The sequence below is a fragment of the Leucobacter muris genome (genome assembly GCF_004028235.1).
Taxonomy (GTDB): domain Bacteria; phylum Actinomycetota; class Actinomycetes; order Actinomycetales; family Microbacteriaceae; genus Leucobacter; species Leucobacter muris.
In genome coordinates, this window is record NZ_CP035037.1 from 1,882,697 (window position 1) to 1,899,521 (window position 16,825).

At 72.9% G+C, this 16,825-nt stretch carries 16 protein-coding genes; 1 reads left to right on the forward strand and 15 read right to left on the reverse strand.

The annotated features are described in order from the left end of the window. Window positions 1-13: 13 nt before the first annotated feature. The 11 genes from trpA to rpe form a co-directional block, all read right to left on the reverse strand. The gene (trpA, locus tag Leucomu_RS08870; protein WP_128386987.1) at window positions 14-841 is read right to left on the reverse strand and encodes a tryptophan synthase subunit alpha; all 828 of its coding nucleotides are present in this window, start codon (window positions 839-841) and stop codon (window positions 14-16) included. Beyond that, on the reverse strand, window positions 838-2,076 hold the full coding sequence (trpB, locus tag Leucomu_RS08875) for a tryptophan synthase subunit beta (protein WP_017884550.1): 1,239 nt from the start codon (window positions 2,074-2,076) through the stop codon (window positions 838-840). The genes trpA and trpB overlap by 4 nt, the downstream gene beginning before the upstream one ends. Before the next feature lie 97 nt (window positions 2,077-2,173). Beyond that, window positions 2,174-2,944, reverse strand: coding sequence for an indole-3-glycerol phosphate synthase TrpC (trpC, locus tag Leucomu_RS08880; protein ID WP_128386988.1), 771 nt, complete (start codon window positions 2,942-2,944; stop codon window positions 2,174-2,176). A 1-nt stretch (window position 2,945) separates the two neighbouring features. Continuing rightward, on the reverse strand, window positions 2,946-3,179 hold the full coding sequence (locus Leucomu_RS08885; protein ID WP_031290134.1) for an HGxxPAAW family protein: 234 nt from the start codon (window positions 3,177-3,179) through the stop codon (window positions 2,946-2,948). A gap of 204 nt (window positions 3,180-3,383) precedes the next feature. Beyond that, window positions 3,384-3,956 carry a Trp biosynthesis-associated membrane protein gene (locus Leucomu_RS08890; RefSeq protein WP_017884547.1) on the reverse strand — a complete coding sequence of 191 codons (573 nt, stop codon included), beginning with the start codon at window positions 3,954-3,956 and terminating at the stop codon, window positions 3,384-3,386. Then, the gene (locus tag Leucomu_RS08895; RefSeq protein WP_128386989.1) at window positions 3,946-5,556 is read right to left on the reverse strand and encodes an anthranilate synthase component I; all 1,611 of its coding nucleotides are present in this window, start codon (window positions 5,554-5,556) and stop codon (window positions 3,946-3,948) included. Before Leucomu_RS08895 ends, Leucomu_RS08890 begins: the two co-directional genes overlap by 11 nt. A gap of 71 nt (window positions 5,557-5,627) precedes the next feature. Further along, a complete protein-coding gene (gene hisI, locus Leucomu_RS08900) occupies window positions 5,628-5,996 on the reverse strand; it encodes a phosphoribosyl-AMP cyclohydrolase (RefSeq protein WP_128386990.1) in 369 nt (122 codons plus the stop codon). Window positions 5,997-6,087: 91 nt separating this feature from the next. Then, window positions 6,088-6,849, reverse strand: coding sequence for an imidazole glycerol phosphate synthase subunit HisF (hisF, locus tag Leucomu_RS08905; protein ID WP_017884544.1), 762 nt, complete (start codon window positions 6,847-6,849; stop codon window positions 6,088-6,090). Between the two features lie 11 nt (window positions 6,850-6,860). Then, on the reverse strand, window positions 6,861-7,703 hold the full coding sequence (hisG, locus tag Leucomu_RS08910) for an ATP phosphoribosyltransferase (RefSeq protein ID WP_128386991.1): 843 nt from the start codon (window positions 7,701-7,703) through the stop codon (window positions 6,861-6,863). A 98-nt stretch (window positions 7,704-7,801) separates the two neighbouring features. Then, entirely contained in the window at window positions 7,802-8,065 is a 264-nt protein-coding gene (locus Leucomu_RS08915) for a phosphoribosyl-ATP diphosphatase (RefSeq protein WP_017884542.1), read from the reverse strand. 118 nt (window positions 8,066-8,183) lie between these two features. Then, window positions 8,184-8,846: a ribulose-phosphate 3-epimerase gene (gene rpe, locus Leucomu_RS08920; protein ID WP_194294540.1), complete on the reverse strand. Its 663-nt coding sequence runs from the start codon at window positions 8,844-8,846 to the stop codon at window positions 8,184-8,186. A 24-nt stretch (window positions 8,847-8,870) separates the two neighbouring features. Between rpe and Leucomu_RS08925 the strand changes: the two genes are divergently transcribed. Then, window positions 8,871-10,415: a hypothetical protein gene (locus Leucomu_RS08925; protein WP_164884473.1), complete on the forward strand. Its 1,545-nt coding sequence runs from the start codon at window positions 8,871-8,873 to the stop codon at window positions 10,413-10,415. Here Leucomu_RS08925 and Leucomu_RS08930 read toward each other — a convergent pair. The 4 genes from Leucomu_RS08930 to Leucomu_RS08945 form a co-directional block, all read right to left on the reverse strand. After that, on the reverse strand, window positions 10,370-11,893 hold the full coding sequence (locus tag Leucomu_RS08930; RefSeq protein WP_128386993.1) for an MFS transporter: 1,524 nt from the start codon (window positions 11,891-11,893) through the stop codon (window positions 10,370-10,372). The two genes, Leucomu_RS08925 and Leucomu_RS08930, sit on opposite strands and share 46 nt — an antisense overlap. A gap of 69 nt (window positions 11,894-11,962) precedes the next feature. Next, window positions 11,963-13,504, reverse strand: a complete 1,542-nt coding sequence (locus tag Leucomu_RS08935; protein WP_194294541.1) for a transcription antitermination factor NusB — start codon at window positions 13,502-13,504, stop codon at window positions 11,963-11,965. Next, complete coding sequence (locus tag Leucomu_RS08940) at window positions 13,501-14,427, reverse strand: methionyl-tRNA formyltransferase (protein WP_128386994.1); 927 nt, start codon at window positions 14,425-14,427, stop codon at window positions 13,501-13,503. The genes Leucomu_RS08935 and Leucomu_RS08940 overlap by 4 nt, the downstream gene beginning before the upstream one ends. 161 nt (window positions 14,428-14,588) lie before the next feature. Further along, entirely contained in the window at window positions 14,589-16,820 is a 2,232-nt protein-coding gene (locus Leucomu_RS08945) for a primosomal protein N' family DNA-binding protein (RefSeq protein ID WP_128386995.1), read from the reverse strand. Window positions 16,821-16,825 lie beyond the last annotated feature (5 nt).

A 16,825-nucleotide genomic window follows, 5' to 3' on the forward strand; every position in this document is an offset into this window, starting at 1 on the left:
GAACGTGTCAATCCTACAGCGCGGCGCCTGCGGCGACCGCGCCATCGGGGCGAAGCGTGCCGGCGGCGATCTCGCGCACCACCTCGGCGAGCCGTTCGACTCCGCCGTCGCGCAGCGCGCGCACGAAGGCGGTGCCGACGATGGCGCCGTCGGCGTACTCGAGAGCCGAGGCCACCTGATCGGCCGTCGAGAGGCCGATGCCGACACAGGCGAGGTCGACGCCCTGATCGCGCAGTCGCGCGGTGAGGGCGCGCGCCGCGGCGTCGAGCTGCGCGCGCTCGCCGGTGATACCCATGGTCGACACGGTATAGACGAAACCGCGCGAGGCGTCGGCGACGAGGCCCAGGCGCTCGTCGCTCGAGCTGGGCGCCGCGAGGAAGACGCGGTCGAGGCCGAGGCGCTCGCTCGTCTCGATCCAGTCCGAGGCCGCCTCGGGGGTGATGTCCGGCGTGATGAGGCCGGCGCCGCCGGCCTCGGCGAGCCCCGTCGCGAAGCGCTCGACCCCGTACTGCAGCACCGGGTTCCAGTAGGTCATCACGAGCACGGGCACGTCGACGGACTCGCGCACGCGGCGCACCGCCTCGAAGACGTGCGCGACGCGGAAGCCCCGGGCCAGCGCGGTCTGCGTGGCCTCCTGGATGACGGCGCCGTCCATGACGGGGTCGGAGTAGGGCAGGCCGAGCTCGAGCACGTCGACGCCGTTGCGGGCCATCGCGATCGCCGCGTCGACGCTCGTGTCGAAATCGGGGAAGCCGACGGGCAGGTAGCCCACGAGCGCGCCGCGGCGCTCCCGCTTCGCCGCCCGGATCGCGGACGCCACCGATGACTCGTGCGCGCTCATCCCTCGAGCTCCGTTCCGCCGTCGAGCAGACCGAAGTACCGGCCCGCGGTCGCCATGTCCTTGTCGCCGCGGCCCGAGAGGCTCACGGCGATGATCGCGTCGGGGCCGAGTTCGCGGCCGATGCGGATCGCGCCCGCGAGCGCGTGCGCCGACTCGATGGCGGGGATGATCCCCTCGGTCCGGCTGAGCAGCCGCAGAGCCTGCATCGCCTCGTCGTCGGTGGCGGGGATGTACTCCACGCGGCCGATGTCGGCGAGCCACGCGTGCTCGGGGCCGACGCCCGGGTAGTCGAGGCCGGCCGAGATCGAGTGCGACTCGATCGTCTGGCCGTCCTCGTCCTGCAGCACGTAGGTCTTCGCCCCGTGCAGCACGCCGGGGCGGCCGCGCTCGATCGAGGCGGCCTGCTGCGCGGTGTCGACGCCCTCGCCGGCGGCCTCGACGCCGTAGATCTTCACGCCCTCGTCGTCGAGGAACGCGTCGAACATGCCGATCGCGTTCGACCCGCCGCCCACGCAGGCGACGACCGCGTCAGGCAGTCGGCCGGTGCGCTCGAGCAGCTGCGCTCGGGCCTCCTCGGAGATGATCTTCTGGAAGTCTCGCACCATCGCCGGGAACGGATGCGGGCCGGCGGCCGTGCCGAAGATGTAGTTGGTGCGATCGACGCTCGCCACCCAGTCGCGGTAGGCCTCGTTGATCGCGTCCTTGAGCGTGCGCGAGCCTGCCTTCACCGGCACCACCTCGGCGCCGAGCAGCTGCATGCGGGCGACGTTGAGCGCCTGGCGCTCGGTGTCGACCTCGCCCATGTAGATGGTGCACTCGAGCCCGAAGAGCGCGGCCGCGGTCGCCGTGGCGACGCCGTGCTGGCCGGCGCCGGTCTCGGCGATCACTCGGGTCTTGCCGAGGCGTTTGGTGAGCAGGGCCTGTCCGAGCACGTTGTTGATCTTGTGCGAGCCGGTGTGGTTGAGGTCTTCGCGTTTGAGGAAGACGCGCGCGCCGCCTGCGTGCTCCGCGAAGCGGGGCACCTCGGTGATCGGCGAGGGGCGGCCGGCGTACGAGGCGAGCAGCTCGAGCAGCTCGGCTTGGAACGAGGGGTCGTTCTTGGCCGCCTCGTAGGCCTCGGTGAGCTCGTCGATCGCGGCGATGAGCGACTCGGGCATGTATCGCCCGCCGTAGTCGCCGAAGAAGGGTCCGTGCTGGTCGCGGAGACTGGTAATCCCGCCCGCTTGCTCTGTCATGTCGGCCTATCGGTTCGGATGCTCGGAGTGCCGAGCCTGGGATCGGATGGGGAGGTCGCGCGGGTGGTGCAGCCCTCGGGTTCCTCGTCGCCGCAGCTCAGACGCTCAGGTACGCCTGCAGCGTGGCGACAGGATCGCCGGTGACGAGCGCCTCGCCCACGAGCACGGCGTCGGCGCCGGCCTCGCGGTAGCGCTCCACGTCGGCGACGTCGAGCACCGCCGACTCCGCCACGCGCACGACGCCGGCCGGGATCTGGTCGGCGACGCGCCCGAAGAGGTCGCGGTCGAGCTCGAAGGTTCGCAGGTCACGGGCGTTGACGCCGATCAGCTGGGAGCCGAGGTCGACGGCGCGCGCGACCTCGTCGTCGGAGTGCGCTTCGACGAGCGGGGTCATGCCCAGGTCGCGGATCATCTCGTGCAGGCTTTCGAGGCGGTGCTGCGGCAGGGCCGCGACGATGAGCAGCACGAGATCAGCGCCCGCGGCGCGGGCTTCGAGCACCTGGTATTCGTCGCCGATGAAGTCCTTGCGCAGCACCGGGATGCTCACGGCCTTGCGCACGGCTTCGAGGTCGGCGAGCGACCCCTTGAACTTGCGCTCCTCGGTCAGCACGCTGACCGCGCTGGCGCCGCCGGCCTCGTACTGCGCGGCGAGGGCCTGGGGCTCGGGGATCTCGGCGAGGTGCCCTCGGGAGGGGCTGGCGCGCTTCACCTCGGCGATCACCTTCATATGATCGGCCGGGGCGAGCGCCTCCAGAGCGTCGAGAGCCGCGGAGCGTTCGAGCGCTGCGGCCTCGAGCTGAGCGTACGAACGGAGCTCTCTGCGGGCATTCGCGTCTTCGAGCGCGCCCGCGAGCAGGTTCTCGAGCACGTCAGTCGTGGGACTTGGGGCTGAAACGCGGGCCGTTCACGCCGAAGCCGGCCTTGGAGAGGATCCAGCCGAGGATCCAGCCGACGACGACCACACCGGCGCACACCCACACCATGGTCGCGTTGTGCAGGAAGAAGAAGACGGTGCCGGCTGCGATGCCGAGCAGCATCACCACGACCGCCGTCCATGCGGCGGGCGAGTCACCGTGACCAGGGTCTCCGTGCTGGGTACTCATGAATCTCCTCTGAACAGACTTGAACGTTTCCAGCCTACCGGAAATCTTCGCGGGGGTCGTCGTGCCCTCGCCCGTTCGTGTCGCACCGTGCGAGGGTGCGGGAGCGGCGCATCGATCCGACGAAGTCGGGTCACCGCCCGGCCGACCGCTCAAGGAAACGCGCAGCGTTTCGCGGCCACGCCCCCGCGAGCGGTCCAGGATGACTCACTCCGACGAAGTCGGGTCACCGCCTTCGGACAGCGCGTCCCAGTCGGAGATGCGGTCGGGCGCGCCCGCGGCGGGGGCCTGTTTCGCGGAGTCGTATTTGCGGCCGGCCGCGCCCCAGCGGCCGCCGGTGACGATGACCGCGATGCCGAGCACGGCGGCGATGAGCCCTGCGGCCGCGCACGCCCATGCCCAGCCGGACAGGCTGCTCCAGATCACTGCGGAGCCCCCGTCGCCGCCCGTGATGCCGGTGAGTTCGGTGACGCGCCCCGAGATCGCACCGGCCGGGGACAGCAGCGCGGTCGAGGTGAGGGCGACGAGCCCGGCCCCGAGCAGGGCTACGAGCCCGCCGAGCACGCGGCGGAAGATCGGCCCGGCGATCGTGAGCGCGAGTGCAGCGGCGACGATCGCGATCGATACGGGCGACAGCGCCGCGTTGACGTCGTGGCCGGTGACGGTTTCGACCGAGTGCGTGCCGTCGAGCATGAAGGAGATCCAGGTCTGCGATCCCGCGAGCAGCGCGAGGCCGCCCGCGAGTGCGATCCCGGCGAGGGAGAGGGGCTTAGCTCGCATCGGCGCCGCCGTTCGCGGTCTCGAGGTCGCGCAGCGTGTTGGCGATCGCGATCGCCCGGAGGGGCGCTGCGGCCTTGCTGCTGCACTCCGCGTCCTCGGTCTCGGGCACGGAGTCGGCGACGATGCCTGCGCCGGCCTGCACCGTCGCGACGCCGCCCTTGATGGTCGCGGTGCGGATGGCGATGGCGAGATCCGCCGCTCCCCCGAGGCCGAAGTAGCCGACCACGCCGCCGTAGACGCCGCGCTGCACGGGTTCGAGTTCGTCGATGATCTCGAGTGCGCGCGGCTTGGGCGCTCCGCTGAGGGTTCCCGCCGGGAAGGTGGCCCGGAACACGTCGACGGGGTTCTGGCCCTCGCGGGTGCGGCCCTCGACGGTGGAGACGATGTGCATGATGTGACTGAAGCGCTCGATGCGCATGAACTCGGTCACCTCGACGCTTGCGGGCTCGCACACGCGCAGCAGGTCGTTGCGGGCGAGGTCGACGAGCATGAGGTGCTCGGCCCGCTCCTTCTCGTCGGCGAGCAGGTCGCGCTCGTGCTGCTGGTCGGCGTCGACGGTGGCTCCGCGGGGCCTCGATCCGGCGATGGGGTGCGTCATCACGTGCCCGCTCTCCTGCACGGTGACGAGCGCCTCGGGGCTCGATCCGACGACGGCGAACGGCTCGCCCTCGCGGTCGGTGAGCTGCAGCAGGTAGAGGTAGGGGCTCGGGTTGAGGTGGCGCAGCACCCGGTAGACATCGAGGGGGTCGGCGTCGCAGCGCTGGTCGAAGCGCTGCGAGGGCACGACCTGGAAGATGTCTCCGTCGACGATGTAGCGCTTCGCGCGTTCGACGGCCGCCATGAACTCGGCGCTGGTCGAGAGCCGCGTCGGGTCGGGCAGCGCCTCGTGGTCGAGCACGCCGAGGGGCGACGGCGAGGGGGCTGCGAGCGAGTGCTGCAGTTCGTCGAGCCGGGTCTGGGCGTCGTCCCACTGCTCGTCGGCGGTAGCGTGCGGCGCGTCGCCGAGGGCCTCGTCGTTGAGCACGTTCGCGAGCAGCACCACGCTGCCCTCGCGGTGGTCGATGACGACGAGCTCGGAGACGAAGCTGAGGCCCTGGGTGGGCAGGCCGGGGCCCTCGCTCGGGCCGTGCTCGAGGCGCTCGAACTGGCGCACCGTCTCCCAGCCGAGATATCCGACGAAGCCGCTCGCGAGCGGCGGCAGCCCCGGCACCTGCGGGGCTCGCCAGCGCTCGTAGACGGCGCGCAGGGCCTCGACGGGCGCGAGGCCGCTCACACCGCCGGGCAGCAGGCGCTGCTCGTCGATGGCGCGGGCGCCCCGGTCGGCGCGGTCGCCGCCCGCTTCGGCGGTGGCGGCCCAGTGGGCGCGCCCGTCGCGCTCCCCCAGCACGCCGAAGCTGCCCGCCCCCACGAAGCTGAACCGGGTCCACACGCCGCCCTGCTCCGCCGACTCCAGCAGGAACGTGCCGGGGCGCGAGGCCGCGACCTTGCGGTAGATGCTGACGGGGGTGTCGGCATCCGCGAAGACCTCACGGCAGACGGGGATCACGGCGTGGGAGGCGCGCGCGGCGTCGAAGGCGGCGCGCGTGGTCGTCAGTGTCACCGCTCCAGACTACCGCGGCCGGCTGCGCCCCGCGCGCGGCCCTCGACAGGTTCCGGGCTCCCCGGCGCCGGTCACTCCCCGGCCCGGTCTGGGTCGCCGACGAGGGCGGGGATGTCGCGGCCGGTGAAGCAGCTGCGGGTGCCGGTGTGGCAGGCCGCGCCCAGTTGCACGACGCGCACCAGCAGGGTGTCGCCGTCGCAGTCCATCGCGACCGAGCGCACGTACTGCCGGTGGCCCGAGGTGTCGCCCTTGCGCCAGTACTCGCGGCGCGACCGCGACCAGAACGTCACGCGGCCGCTCGTGAGGGTGCGGCGGATCGCCTCGCGATCCATCCAGGCGAGCATGAGCACCTCGCCGCTCTCGTCGTCCTGGATGATGGCGGGCAGCAGGCCGTCGTCGCTGAAGACGAGGTCGCTCGGCACAGGATCGGGGTGGGTCATGGTGTCAGCAGCTTTCGCTCGGGGATTCGGCGCGGGCGGGTCGTTCGGGAGGTCGCCGGTGGGGCGGGCGGGGTGCGCCCCGGATCCGGGTCTACCGTACCGTCACCCCCGCTTCGGCGAGGGCGCGCTTCACCTCGCCGATCGTGAACGTGCCGTCGTGGAAGACCGACGCCGCGAGCACGGCGTCGGCGCCCGCCTCGACGGCGGGGGCGAAGTGCTCGAGCCTGCCGGCGCCGCCCGAGGCGATGACGGGCACGTCGGAGAGCTCTCGCACCCGGCGGGTGAGCTCGAGATCGAAGCCGGCGAGCGTGCCGTCGGCGTCCATCGAGTTGACGAGCAGCTCGCCCGCGCCGCGGTCGAGCGCCTCGCGGCACCACTCCAGCGCGTCGAGATCGGTCTCCCGTTTACCGCCGTGGGTCGTCACCACGAAGCCGCTCGGGGTGCGCGGCGAGCGCTTCACGTCGAGCGAGAGCACGAGGACTTGGGAGCCGAAGCGATCCGCGATCTCGCCGATCACCGCGGGCCTCGCGATGGCGCCGCTGTTGATGCCGACCTTGTCGGCGCCCACGCCCAGCAGGCGGGCCACGTCGTCGACGCCGCGAACGCCGCCGCCCACCGTGAGCGGGATGAACACCTGCTCGGCGGTGCGCTGCACGACCTCGTAGGTGGTGGATCGGTCGTCGACCGTGGCGGTCACGTCGAGGAAGGTGAGTTCGTCGGCGCCCTGCTCGGCGTAGCGCGCCGCGAGCTCGACCGGGTCGCCGGCGTCGCGCAGGTTGAGGAAGTTCACGCCCTTGACGACGCGGCCCGCGGCCACGTCGAGGCACGGGATCACGCGCGTTGCGATGCTCATCGGGCGCTCCTCTACAGGCGGGCGGCGTGGATCGCGGTCACGAGGATCGCCCGCGCGCCGAGGTCGTAGAGCCGGTCCATGACCTGGTTCGCCTCGTCGGCGCGCACCATCACGCGCACCGCGACCCAGCGCTCGTCCTTCAGCGGCGACACGGTGGGCGACTCGATGCCGCCCGCCACCTGGGTGGCCGCGTCCAGCTGATCGACGGGCAGGTCGTAGTCCATGATCACGTACTTGCGGGCGACGAGCACGCCCCGCAGACGGCGCAGCAGGCGCTCGACGTCGGCGTGCTCGGTGGGGCCGCCGATGAGCACGGCGGTCGACTGCAGGATCACCGGCCCGAAGATCTCGAGACCGGCGGCGCGCAGCGTGGCGCCCGTCGAGACGACGTCGGCGACGGCGTCGGCCACGCCCAGCTGCACCGCCGACTCCACGGCCCCGTCGAGCTTCACGAGCTCGGAGACGATGCCGCGCGCGCGCAGGAAGTCGTCGACCAGCTTCGGGTAGCTCGTCGCGACGCGCTTGCCCGCGAGGTGCTCGAGCTCGCTGATGCCGCCGCCCGCGGGAGCCGCGAAGCGGAACGTCGAGTCGGCGAAGTCGAGCGCCTCGACCTCGGAGGCCTCGGATCCCGAGTCGAGCAGCAGGTCCCGCCCGGTGATGCCGACGTGGAGTGCGCCCGAGCCCACGTAGGTGGCGATGTCCCGGGGCCGCAGATAGAAGAACTCGACGCCGTTGCGGCTGTCGGTGTGCACGAGCTTGCGGCTGTCCCGGCGGCCGGAATAGCCCGCCTCGGCGAGCATCTCGGCGGCGACCTCGGAGAGCGATCCCTTGTTGGGGACGGCGATGCGCAGCATGGGCTTCCTTCGTGTGTGGTGCGATCGGTGCGGGTGGGTGGTGATCCGGGGTCGGGGCGGGCCGAGCGGTGATCCGCCGACCGCGCCGCCGGCGCCGATCAGAGGTGTTTGTAGACGTCCTCGAGCTTCAGCCCCTTGGCGAGCATCAGCACCTGCAGATGGTAGAGCAGCTGGCTGATCTCCTCGGCGCAGGCGTCGTCGCTCTCGTACTCGGCCGACATCCAGACCTCGGCGGCCTCCTCGACCACCTTCTTGCCGATGGCGTGCACGCCGGCGTCGAGCTGCTGGACGGTGCCGCTTCCCTCCGGCCGGGTGGCGGCCTTCTCGGTCAACTCGGCGAACAGGTCATCGAACGATTTCACGTGACTACACTACCCTGCGCTCGGCGGGCGCCGTCGCCGCGGGCTCGCGTGGTCCCCTCATGCCCTGCGGGCCGCTGCGGCACGCCGCAGCCCGACTCGCAGGCTCGCCGGGCTCCGCTCAGTGCTGATGAGTCGCTGCGGCACGCCGCAGCTCCGCGATCCGTTCCTCCGGAACGCCGCCGTAGACCGCCGACCCCGCCACGAAGGTGTCCGCACCGGCCTCCGCCGCGATCCCGATCGTGTCCTTCGAGATGCCCCCGTCGACCTGCAGCCACACGTCGAGACCCGACCGCCGCCTCGCCTCGGCGAAGCGGCGCAGCTTGGGCATCATGTCGGGCATGAACGACTGCCCGCCGAACCCCGGCTCGACGGTCATCACGAGCACCTGGTCGAACTCGGGCAGCAACTCGAGGTAGGGCTCGGGATCGGTGCCGGGTTTGAGCGCGATGCCCGCCCGGGCGCCGATATCGCGGATGCGGCGGGCGAGCCGCACCGGATCTCCGGTGGCCTCGGCGTGGAACGTGACCGAGTAGGCGCCCATCTCGGCGTATCCCGGCGCCCAGCGGTCGGCGTCGGTGATCATGAGGTGCATGTCGAGCGGGATCGGCGAGACCGCCTGGATGCGCTCGACGATGGGCGGCCCCATGGTGAGGTTCGGCACGAAATGATTGTCCATGACGTCGACGTGCACGAGGTCGGCGGTGGCGATGGCCTCGAGTTCGGCCTGCAGGTTGACGAAGTCGGCGGAGAGGATGCTCGGATTGATGCGCTGCGCGGTCACGGGTAACAGCTTAGGGTGGAAGACATGAGCGATGCGAACGGGGGCGCGGGCGACCCCGAGGCGACGGGCACGGAGCCCGGCGAGTCGGCGGAGGCGCCCTCGCCGGAGGAGCCGCAGCTGTACTCCGATGCGCCCATCGGCCTCGCGCCGCCTCCCGGGCTCCCGCCGTCCCCCGGTATCCGCGCGCCCGAGATCACGCTGCCGCCGGGCTACTCCCTCGAGGGATCCCCGGGCGTCACGCCGCCCCCGGCGCCTGACACCGGCTTCGACTCTCCCGCCCCGAACGGCTTCGCGTCCGCGTTCGAGACGCCCTCGGTGCAGGCGCAGGCGACGCAGCACGAGCAGATCGAGGCGCAGACCCAGCAGCACGAGCAGGCGCAGCAGCAGGCGAGCGCCCAGGCCGACGCCCAGCAGCAGGTGCAGGCCCAGCAGCAGGCGCACGCCCAGCAGGCGCAGCAGCAGTTCCAGCAGCAGTGGGCCTCCGCGCCTGCGAACGCCGCGACAGCGTCGGCATCGCCGACGTCTCCGGGGTCGCCCGCACGCAGGACCGGCCTCTCGCGCGGAGCGATCATCGGCATCGTCGCGGGTTCCGCGGCGGTGCTCGTCGTGCTGATCGTGCTGCTCTCGGCGGTCGCGTCGATCGCCGGAAACCGCCCGGGGGCAGAACCCGCGGCCGCCGGAGACGGGAGCGCCGACACCCCTGAGGCGGCGGTCGAGAGCTTTCTGACCGCGCTCGCGGACGGCGACGCCGAGACGGCTGCGCGCCTCGCCGCAGCCGAGTCGAACGAACCCCTCCTCACGGACGAGGTGCTCGCCCGCTCGCTGGAGCTCGCGCCGATCACCGGCATCGCCGTCGAATCGGGCGAGCACGACGACTCGATGCGCGCGGTGGTGAACACGACCTTCAGGATCGGCGACCGCACGGTGCACCGCGACTTCACCGCGTGGCAGACCTCGGGCGACTGGGAGCTCTCCGACGCGCTCGTGGCGCTGCCGCTCCCGGGGCTCGACGGGCTCGAGCCGACGGTGAACGGTGCGCCTGCGGGGATCGACCGACCACTCGTCTTCCCGGGCGCCTACGAGATCGGGCTCGGGGGCCACGCCTTCGAACTCGCCGTCGACGACGCGCCGCTCGACGTGCTCTCGGTCGCCACGTCGGAGGACACGACTCCGCTGTACTCGGCCGAGCCGCGGCTCACCGAGGCTCGCGCCGACGAGTTCCGCGCCCTGGTGCGGGCGTCTCTCGAGGAGTGCCTCGCGATGCCGCAGCTGAGCACCCCCTGCGGTCTCGACGTGTCGGAGACGCTCGACGACGGGGCAGTCCCTGTCGAGGGCAGCGCGCAGCGGGCGCTCACCGCCGAGGGCGACCGGGCCCTCGACGCGCTCACTCCCGAGCCCGACTACGGCGATCTGCTCAGGGTGACGACGTACGACTACGTCTCGGTCTCCACTCACATCGAGGCCGACCGCGGCGGGGAGCTGATCAGCGGCACCCTGTACTCGAGCGGCGACCTGCTGCAGCCCTACGTCGACTTCTCAGGTGACGACCCCCGCGTCACCTGGGAGTGATCGCGCCCGTGCTGCTTCCCGTCTGACGCGCCCGGAGCGGCGCTCGGTGCAGCCGGATCGGGCGCCTGCGGATCTGCAGCTTCCCCGGTCTCTGCGGATTCGAGGTGCGGAGGCGCCTCCGGAGACTCGACGTAGCTGCGCGACAGCAACCGGTAGGAGCGCGTGAGCGACGCGCCCACGGCGAGCAGGATCGAGACCAGACCCGCGCAGAGGAAGATGAGTGCGATGCCGCGCGCATCTCCGTCTCCGAGCAGCCACCCCCAGGTCGCCCGCCCGTCGGAGGTCTCCATGTAGGGCACGATCCAGAACTCGGCGATGGGCGCGATGAGGAACGACGTGATAGGGGCGGTGGCGGCCTCGAAGGTCATGGCGAAGCCGAAGACGCGGCCCTGCTTCTCGAAGGGCACGACCCGCTGGATCACCGTCTGCTCGGCCGCCTCGATCGCGGGCATCACCGCCATGAACAGCCAGATGCCCGCGACGAACAGCCAGCCCCACTCCCGCAGCGTGAAGAGGCCGCCGAGCACCCCGGTGCAGGCCACGAGGACGAGCATGGTGCGGATCGGGTTCTTGCCGAGGCCCCACTTCGCGACGACCGCGCCTCCGACCACGAAGCCCGTCGACGCCACTCCGAACCAGATGCCCCACATCTCGACGGGGAACAGCGTCAACCCGTAGGGGTCGAGCAGCGCCATGAACACTCCGCCGGTGAGGTTGTTGAAGGTGGTGAAGATGATGAGGGCGAGCAGCCCGGGCACGGCCAGCACCGCCAGGAAGCCGCCCCGGAAGTCGATGGCCTTGCGTTCGGGGTCGTGCACGATCTCGGGCTCGGAGACGCGGATCAGGTGCAGGTGCACCAGCGGCACGGCGGTGCACACCGCCGAGATGAGCATCGTGGGCCCCATGCCGAGCAGCCCCACCGAGAGACCGCTGAACACGCTCGTCGCGATGAACGCGAGCCCCTGCACCGTGCCGACGAGCCCGTTCGCGTTCGCGTGGCGCTCGGTCGGCACCAGCAGCGTCACCGTGGTGGAGAGCGCCAGGTTGCGCAGCAGCTCGACGACGCAGCCGACGAGCACGACGACAGCGAACACCCAGAACCAGGGTGCGGCGAGATCGAGCAGGGGCCGCTCGCCCAGCGCGAAGAACATGGTGCAGGCGATGAGGAACGCGACGAGGGAGATCCAGGCCGAGAGACGCATGACGCGCAGTTTGCGGAAGCGATCCACGAGACTGCCGAAGTACATCGAGCTGAGCGCGATGATGAGCATGTACGCGCCGCCCAGAACGCCGGTGGCGAGGATGCTGCGGGTCTCGATGAACACCCAGAACACGAGCGCGAACCACAGGAAGTTGGTGGTGAGGTTCGCGACCGCCGTGTTCACCAGCAGGTGCAGGAACACCCGCATGCCCGACCCGGGCGCGACGGGCTGCCCGGGGACGCCGGTCGGTGCGGGCGGGTGCTGCGCGGTGCTCATGGAGTCAGGGTACGGGCAACCAGCGCCATTCTGCGAGCCCCCGGACGCCCGATTCGGAGGGCCCCGGGGTCAGGCGGGACGCTCGATGAGCGACACGAACATCGCGTCGGTGCCATCGCGGTGGGGCCAGAGCTGCGCGCTGAGCCGGTCGCCCGCCAGATCGAGGGGAATGCGGGCGACACGCTGCAGCACCGCGCGGGCGTCGAGCTCGCGCAGATCGGGGTGACGCCGCAGCAGCCGGTCGACGGCGACCCGCGTCTCGGCGAGGTGCGGCGAGCAGGTCACGTACGCCAGCAACCCGCCCGGGGCGAGGTGCGCCACGGCCGCGTCGAGCAACTCGCCCTGCAGCGACGTGAGCTCGGGCAGGTCGGAGGGCCGCTTGCGCCACCGCGCCTCGGGCCGCCGGCGCAGCGCCCCGAGGCCCGAGCACGGAGCATCGACCAGGATGCGGTCGAAGCGGGCCTGCGCTCCGCCGTACGCCTCGTCGTCGCGCCCGTCGTGGCTCACCACCTCGACCTCATCGGCGTGGGCCTCGACCGAGCGGCGCACGAGCTCGGCCCGGTGCTCCGACACCTCGTTGGCTCGCAGTTCGGAGCCTGCGAGCGCCGCCTCGGCCGCGAGCACCGCGGTCTTGCCTCCGGGGCCGGCGCAGAGATCGAGCCAGCGCTCCCCCGCCCTCGGCTCGCGGGCCCGGCTGAGGGCGAGTGCGGCGAGCTGCGAGCCCTGATCCTGCACCCGTGCGACGCCGCGCGGAAGATCGAGCGCCGCGATTGCACGAGCGGGATCGCCGCCGGCGAGCTCCAGGCCCAGCGGCGACGGGCCGGTGGCGGTCAGCACGGCCTCTGCGCGCTCCACATCGCTGCTGAGAGCCTCGGCGGCCTCGGCATCGATGTCGGCACCCGGCAGCAGCGCGAGACTCACCCGCGGCGAGGCGTTGTCGGCGGCGAGCAGTTCGCCGAGCTCGGCCTCCCGGCCCTCGGCCCGCAACGCGTCGCGCAGTGCCCGCAGCACCCAGCCGGGATGCGAGGCCTGCGCGGCGAGCCTCTCGTCGGCGCCGTCCGCCGAGGCCGCGATCCGATCGTCCCAGTCCTCGTTCGAGGCGCGTCCGATCGCCCGCAGCACGCCGTTCACGAAACCCGCGGCCGCCGGGTTGCCGACGCGGCGCTGCAGCTCGACGCTCTCGTTGACGGCCGCGTGATCCGCGGTGCGCATCGCGAGCAGCTGGTGCGCACCGAGCCGCAGCACGTTGAGGGTGCGCGAGTCGATGCGCGACGCCTCGCGGTCGGCCGCCAGCTCGATGATGCGGTCGTAGCGGCCGCGCCAGCGCAGAGCGCCCGATACGAGTTCGGTGGCGAGGGCGGCATCGCGACCGTCGAGGCGCGCGTCGCGGATGCGGGCCGGCAGGGCGAGGTTGGCGTAGGCGTCGCGATCCTCGACGTCGCGCAGCACGTCGTAGGCGACGAGACGGGCGGGGCTGATGCGCGCGGAGGACGACCCTCGGGTGTCGACCGGACTGCGATCCCGCCGCTGCCGGTCGTTGCGCTGGGACTGCCCCCGCGCGCCTGACCGGGATCCGCGCGGCCCGCGCCCCTGCGATGCGTGGCGGCTCACGACAGCTCCGCCTTCCCGCCGCGACCGCGCAGCCAGGCCGCGCCGTCCATCGCCGGTTTGCCCGCCGGCTGCACGCGATCGAGCACGAGCGCGCCGTCGGAGAGCCGCAGGGTCGCGCGGCCGTCGATGAGGTCGACGGCGCCGACGGCGCCGGGCTCTCCCGCCGCGTGGCGATCCGCGGCCCACTCGACGGCGTGCAGTTTCAGCGGCTGGCCCTCGTGCGTCACGAACGCGCCCGGCTCGGGTGTGACGCCCGCCCAGTGCGCGAGCACGCGGCCCGTCGGGGCCGCGAGGTCGAGGCGGCCGTCGTCGCGGGAGAGCTTGTGGGCATAGCTCGCCTCTCCCGCCTGGGGCTCCCCCGCGGACGGATTCGCGGCGAGCGCGTCGACCGCGGCGAGCAGCGCGCGAGTGCCGAAGCCGGCGAGTTCCGTCAGCGCCGCACCCGCCGAGGTGCCCGGCGCGAACTGGCGCGAATCCCGGCTGAGCACCTCGCCCGCGTCGAGCGCCTCCACCAGGCGGAACACCGTGACGCCGAGCCGCTGCTCCCCCGCCTGCAGCGCGCGCTGCACGGGAGCGGCGCCGCGCCAGCGCGGCAGCTCCGAGAAGTGCAGGTTGATCCAGCCGTGCGCCGGGAGGCTGAGCAACGGCTCCCGCACCAGCCCGCCGTAGGCGACGATCACCCCCAGCTCGGCGTCGAGCCCGCGCACCCACTCGGTCGCCGCGTCGTCGAGCCGGTTGGCCTTCAGCAGCGGAAGGCCGAGCTGCTGCGCCGCCGCCGCGACGGGCGAGGCCGTGAGCACGCGCTTGCGGCCGAGCGGCGCATCCTCGCGCGTGACGACGCCGACCACCTCGTGGCCCGCGTCGACGATGGCGCGCAGGCTGGGCACGGCGAACTCGGGGGTTCCGGCAAAGACGATCCGCATCCCGCTATTCTCTCACCCGCCGCGCAGCCCGCGACGCCCTCCCCGCCGTCAGTACGCCCGAGCCGCGGCACCACCCCGGTCGAACCCGCCCAGGCGCGCCACCCGGCGCGCGACGCCGGCGCGACCACCCTCGCGCAGCCGTGCCATGCTCGCAGCCTGTGCTATCCGTCGAAGACGCCGCGGTCGTCGAAGCGCAGCCGCAGCGCCTCGGGCCGCGCACGCCCCGGCGCGCGGCCTCGGGTGCGCGAGGAGGAGCCCGCGGCGTCGGCCACGAGGGCCCCGCGCAGTCGACTCGCGACCTCGGCGCCCTGCCCGTAGTCGAAACGCACGATCGCGCGCACCAGCCCGGGCGGGGTCTTCGCCGCGCCGCCCGGCGGAATCGGCGTGGGACCCAGGTGGTCGACGCCGGGCAGCCCGGCGAGCTGCTGCAGCGCCCGCTCGACCTCTTCGGGGCCGCCGCTGACGCTGGCCACCCGCACCGCAGGCGGATAGCGCAGAGCGTGGCGGTCGCGAAGCTCCCCCCGCAGCCACTCCTCGGTGCGGCCCGTGACGAAGGCCCGCACGACGGGGCCGCCCCCCGAGGCCATGAGGCAGATACCGTCGGGCGCGGTGAGTGCGGCTGCGTTCTCCCACCAGCGCAGGCAGTCCTCACCGGCGCGCAGCGTCTCGAGGCTCAGCAGCCGCTCGGCGTCGAGCAGCACGACCGCCCGGTACCCGCCTGCCGCGAGCGGTTCGGCGCCGCGCGTCGCCACGACGAGCGCGGGCCGCGCGTCGACGCTCTCCCGCGCGTGCTCGCCGTCGCTCAGGATCACGCGTGCGCCCTCGAACTGCCGCTCGAACTGCTCGACCGTGCGCGCCGACCCCATGCCGCACTCTTCGAGGCGTCGGCCGTCGCAGGTGGGGCACCGCCAGCCCTCGGCGTGCTCGCCGCACCAGCGGCACGACGCCCGCCCCACGACCCGGAAGCCGACCGGACCGCCGCACGCGTTGCAGCGCGCGAGATCGCCGCACTCGCCGCACACGGCGACCGGGGCGTAGCCGGGCGTGGCGACCTGCACGAGCACCGGGCCGCTGCGCAGCCCCTCGCGGATGGTGCGCGCGGCGAACTCGGGCACCCGTCCCGCGAAGGCGTCGGGGGTCATCGAGGCGTCGGCGTGCACGATGCGGGCGCGGCGCGGCGGGTTCTGCTGGGCGCGCACGTACCCGATATCGACCAGCCGCTGCACTTCGGAGCTGCGGGCGTGGGCGGCGAAGAAGAGCCCGGCGCCCGACTGCCCGGCGCGCACCAGGGCGGCGTCGCGGGCGTGCACGTACGGTGTGAGGGGCTCGGCGAGCACGGGATCGCCGTCGTCCCACATGATGATCGCGCCGAGCCGGTGCGCGGGCGCGTAGACGGCGGAGCGATTGCCGAGCACGATGCGGGGCTCGGGGTCGAGCGCTCGCAGGAATGCGGCGTATCGTTCGGCGTTCGACTGCCGCGAGTCGACGCGCACCACGTCGGGGTGTCCGAGGGCGTCGAGCGCATCGCGCAGCTGGTCGAGGTCTCGGTAGTCGGGAGCGACGAGGATCGCGCTGCGCCCGAGCGCGTGCACCGCGATCGCGAGCCTCGCGAGCTGGGCGGCCCAGCCGCCCACCCACTCCCCGGTGTGCAGGCGTTCGGGGCCGTGCGAGGAGGTGAGCGCGAGACGCGCACCCGCGACGAGCGTCTCGGCGATCCGGCGCTCGGGGGACGCTTGGGGCTGGCCACCCATCGCGGGCACGGCCTCGGTGCCGGCGGCCCCCGCGGGGTCGTCCGCCATGGAGGCGGCGTCGGGGATCGCAGCGACGGCTGTCTCGGGGCTCGGAGCGGCGTCGGCGTCGCTGGCGACGGGGGGCGCCGGGGGCTCATCCGGAGCGGTGTTCTCGATGTCGGACCCGGCGTCCCGTCCGTGCTCGACCGACGCCGCAGCCGCGGCGGCGAGGTGCTTCTTCTCGACGCGCACCTGGCGGGTGGGGATCGCGAGCCGCAGGATGTCGCCCGCCGACCCGCCCGCCCGGTCGGCGACGGCGCGCGCGAGGCGCCACACCTCGGGGGTCAGCTGGGGCACCGGGGTGACGATGTCGGCGATCGCCGAGAGCTCTCCCCCGAAGTCGCTGCGCTCGGCGAACTCGATCAGGTAGCCGAAGCTGCGGCGGTCCTTCGATCTGAACGGCACGCGCACCCGCTGCCCGACGCGCAGCTGCTCGGCGAGTTCGGGGGGCACGGCGTAGTCGAAGAGGTGATCGAGCTGCGGCAGGGCCGAGTCGAGCAGCACCCGCGCGACCGGGCGACCGTTCGCCGCCTCGGCGCGCTGGAACGCGGCGCCGCGCACCTCCGGCGCCGCGGCCGCTTCGCCTCCGCCGACCGTGGCCACGGCGC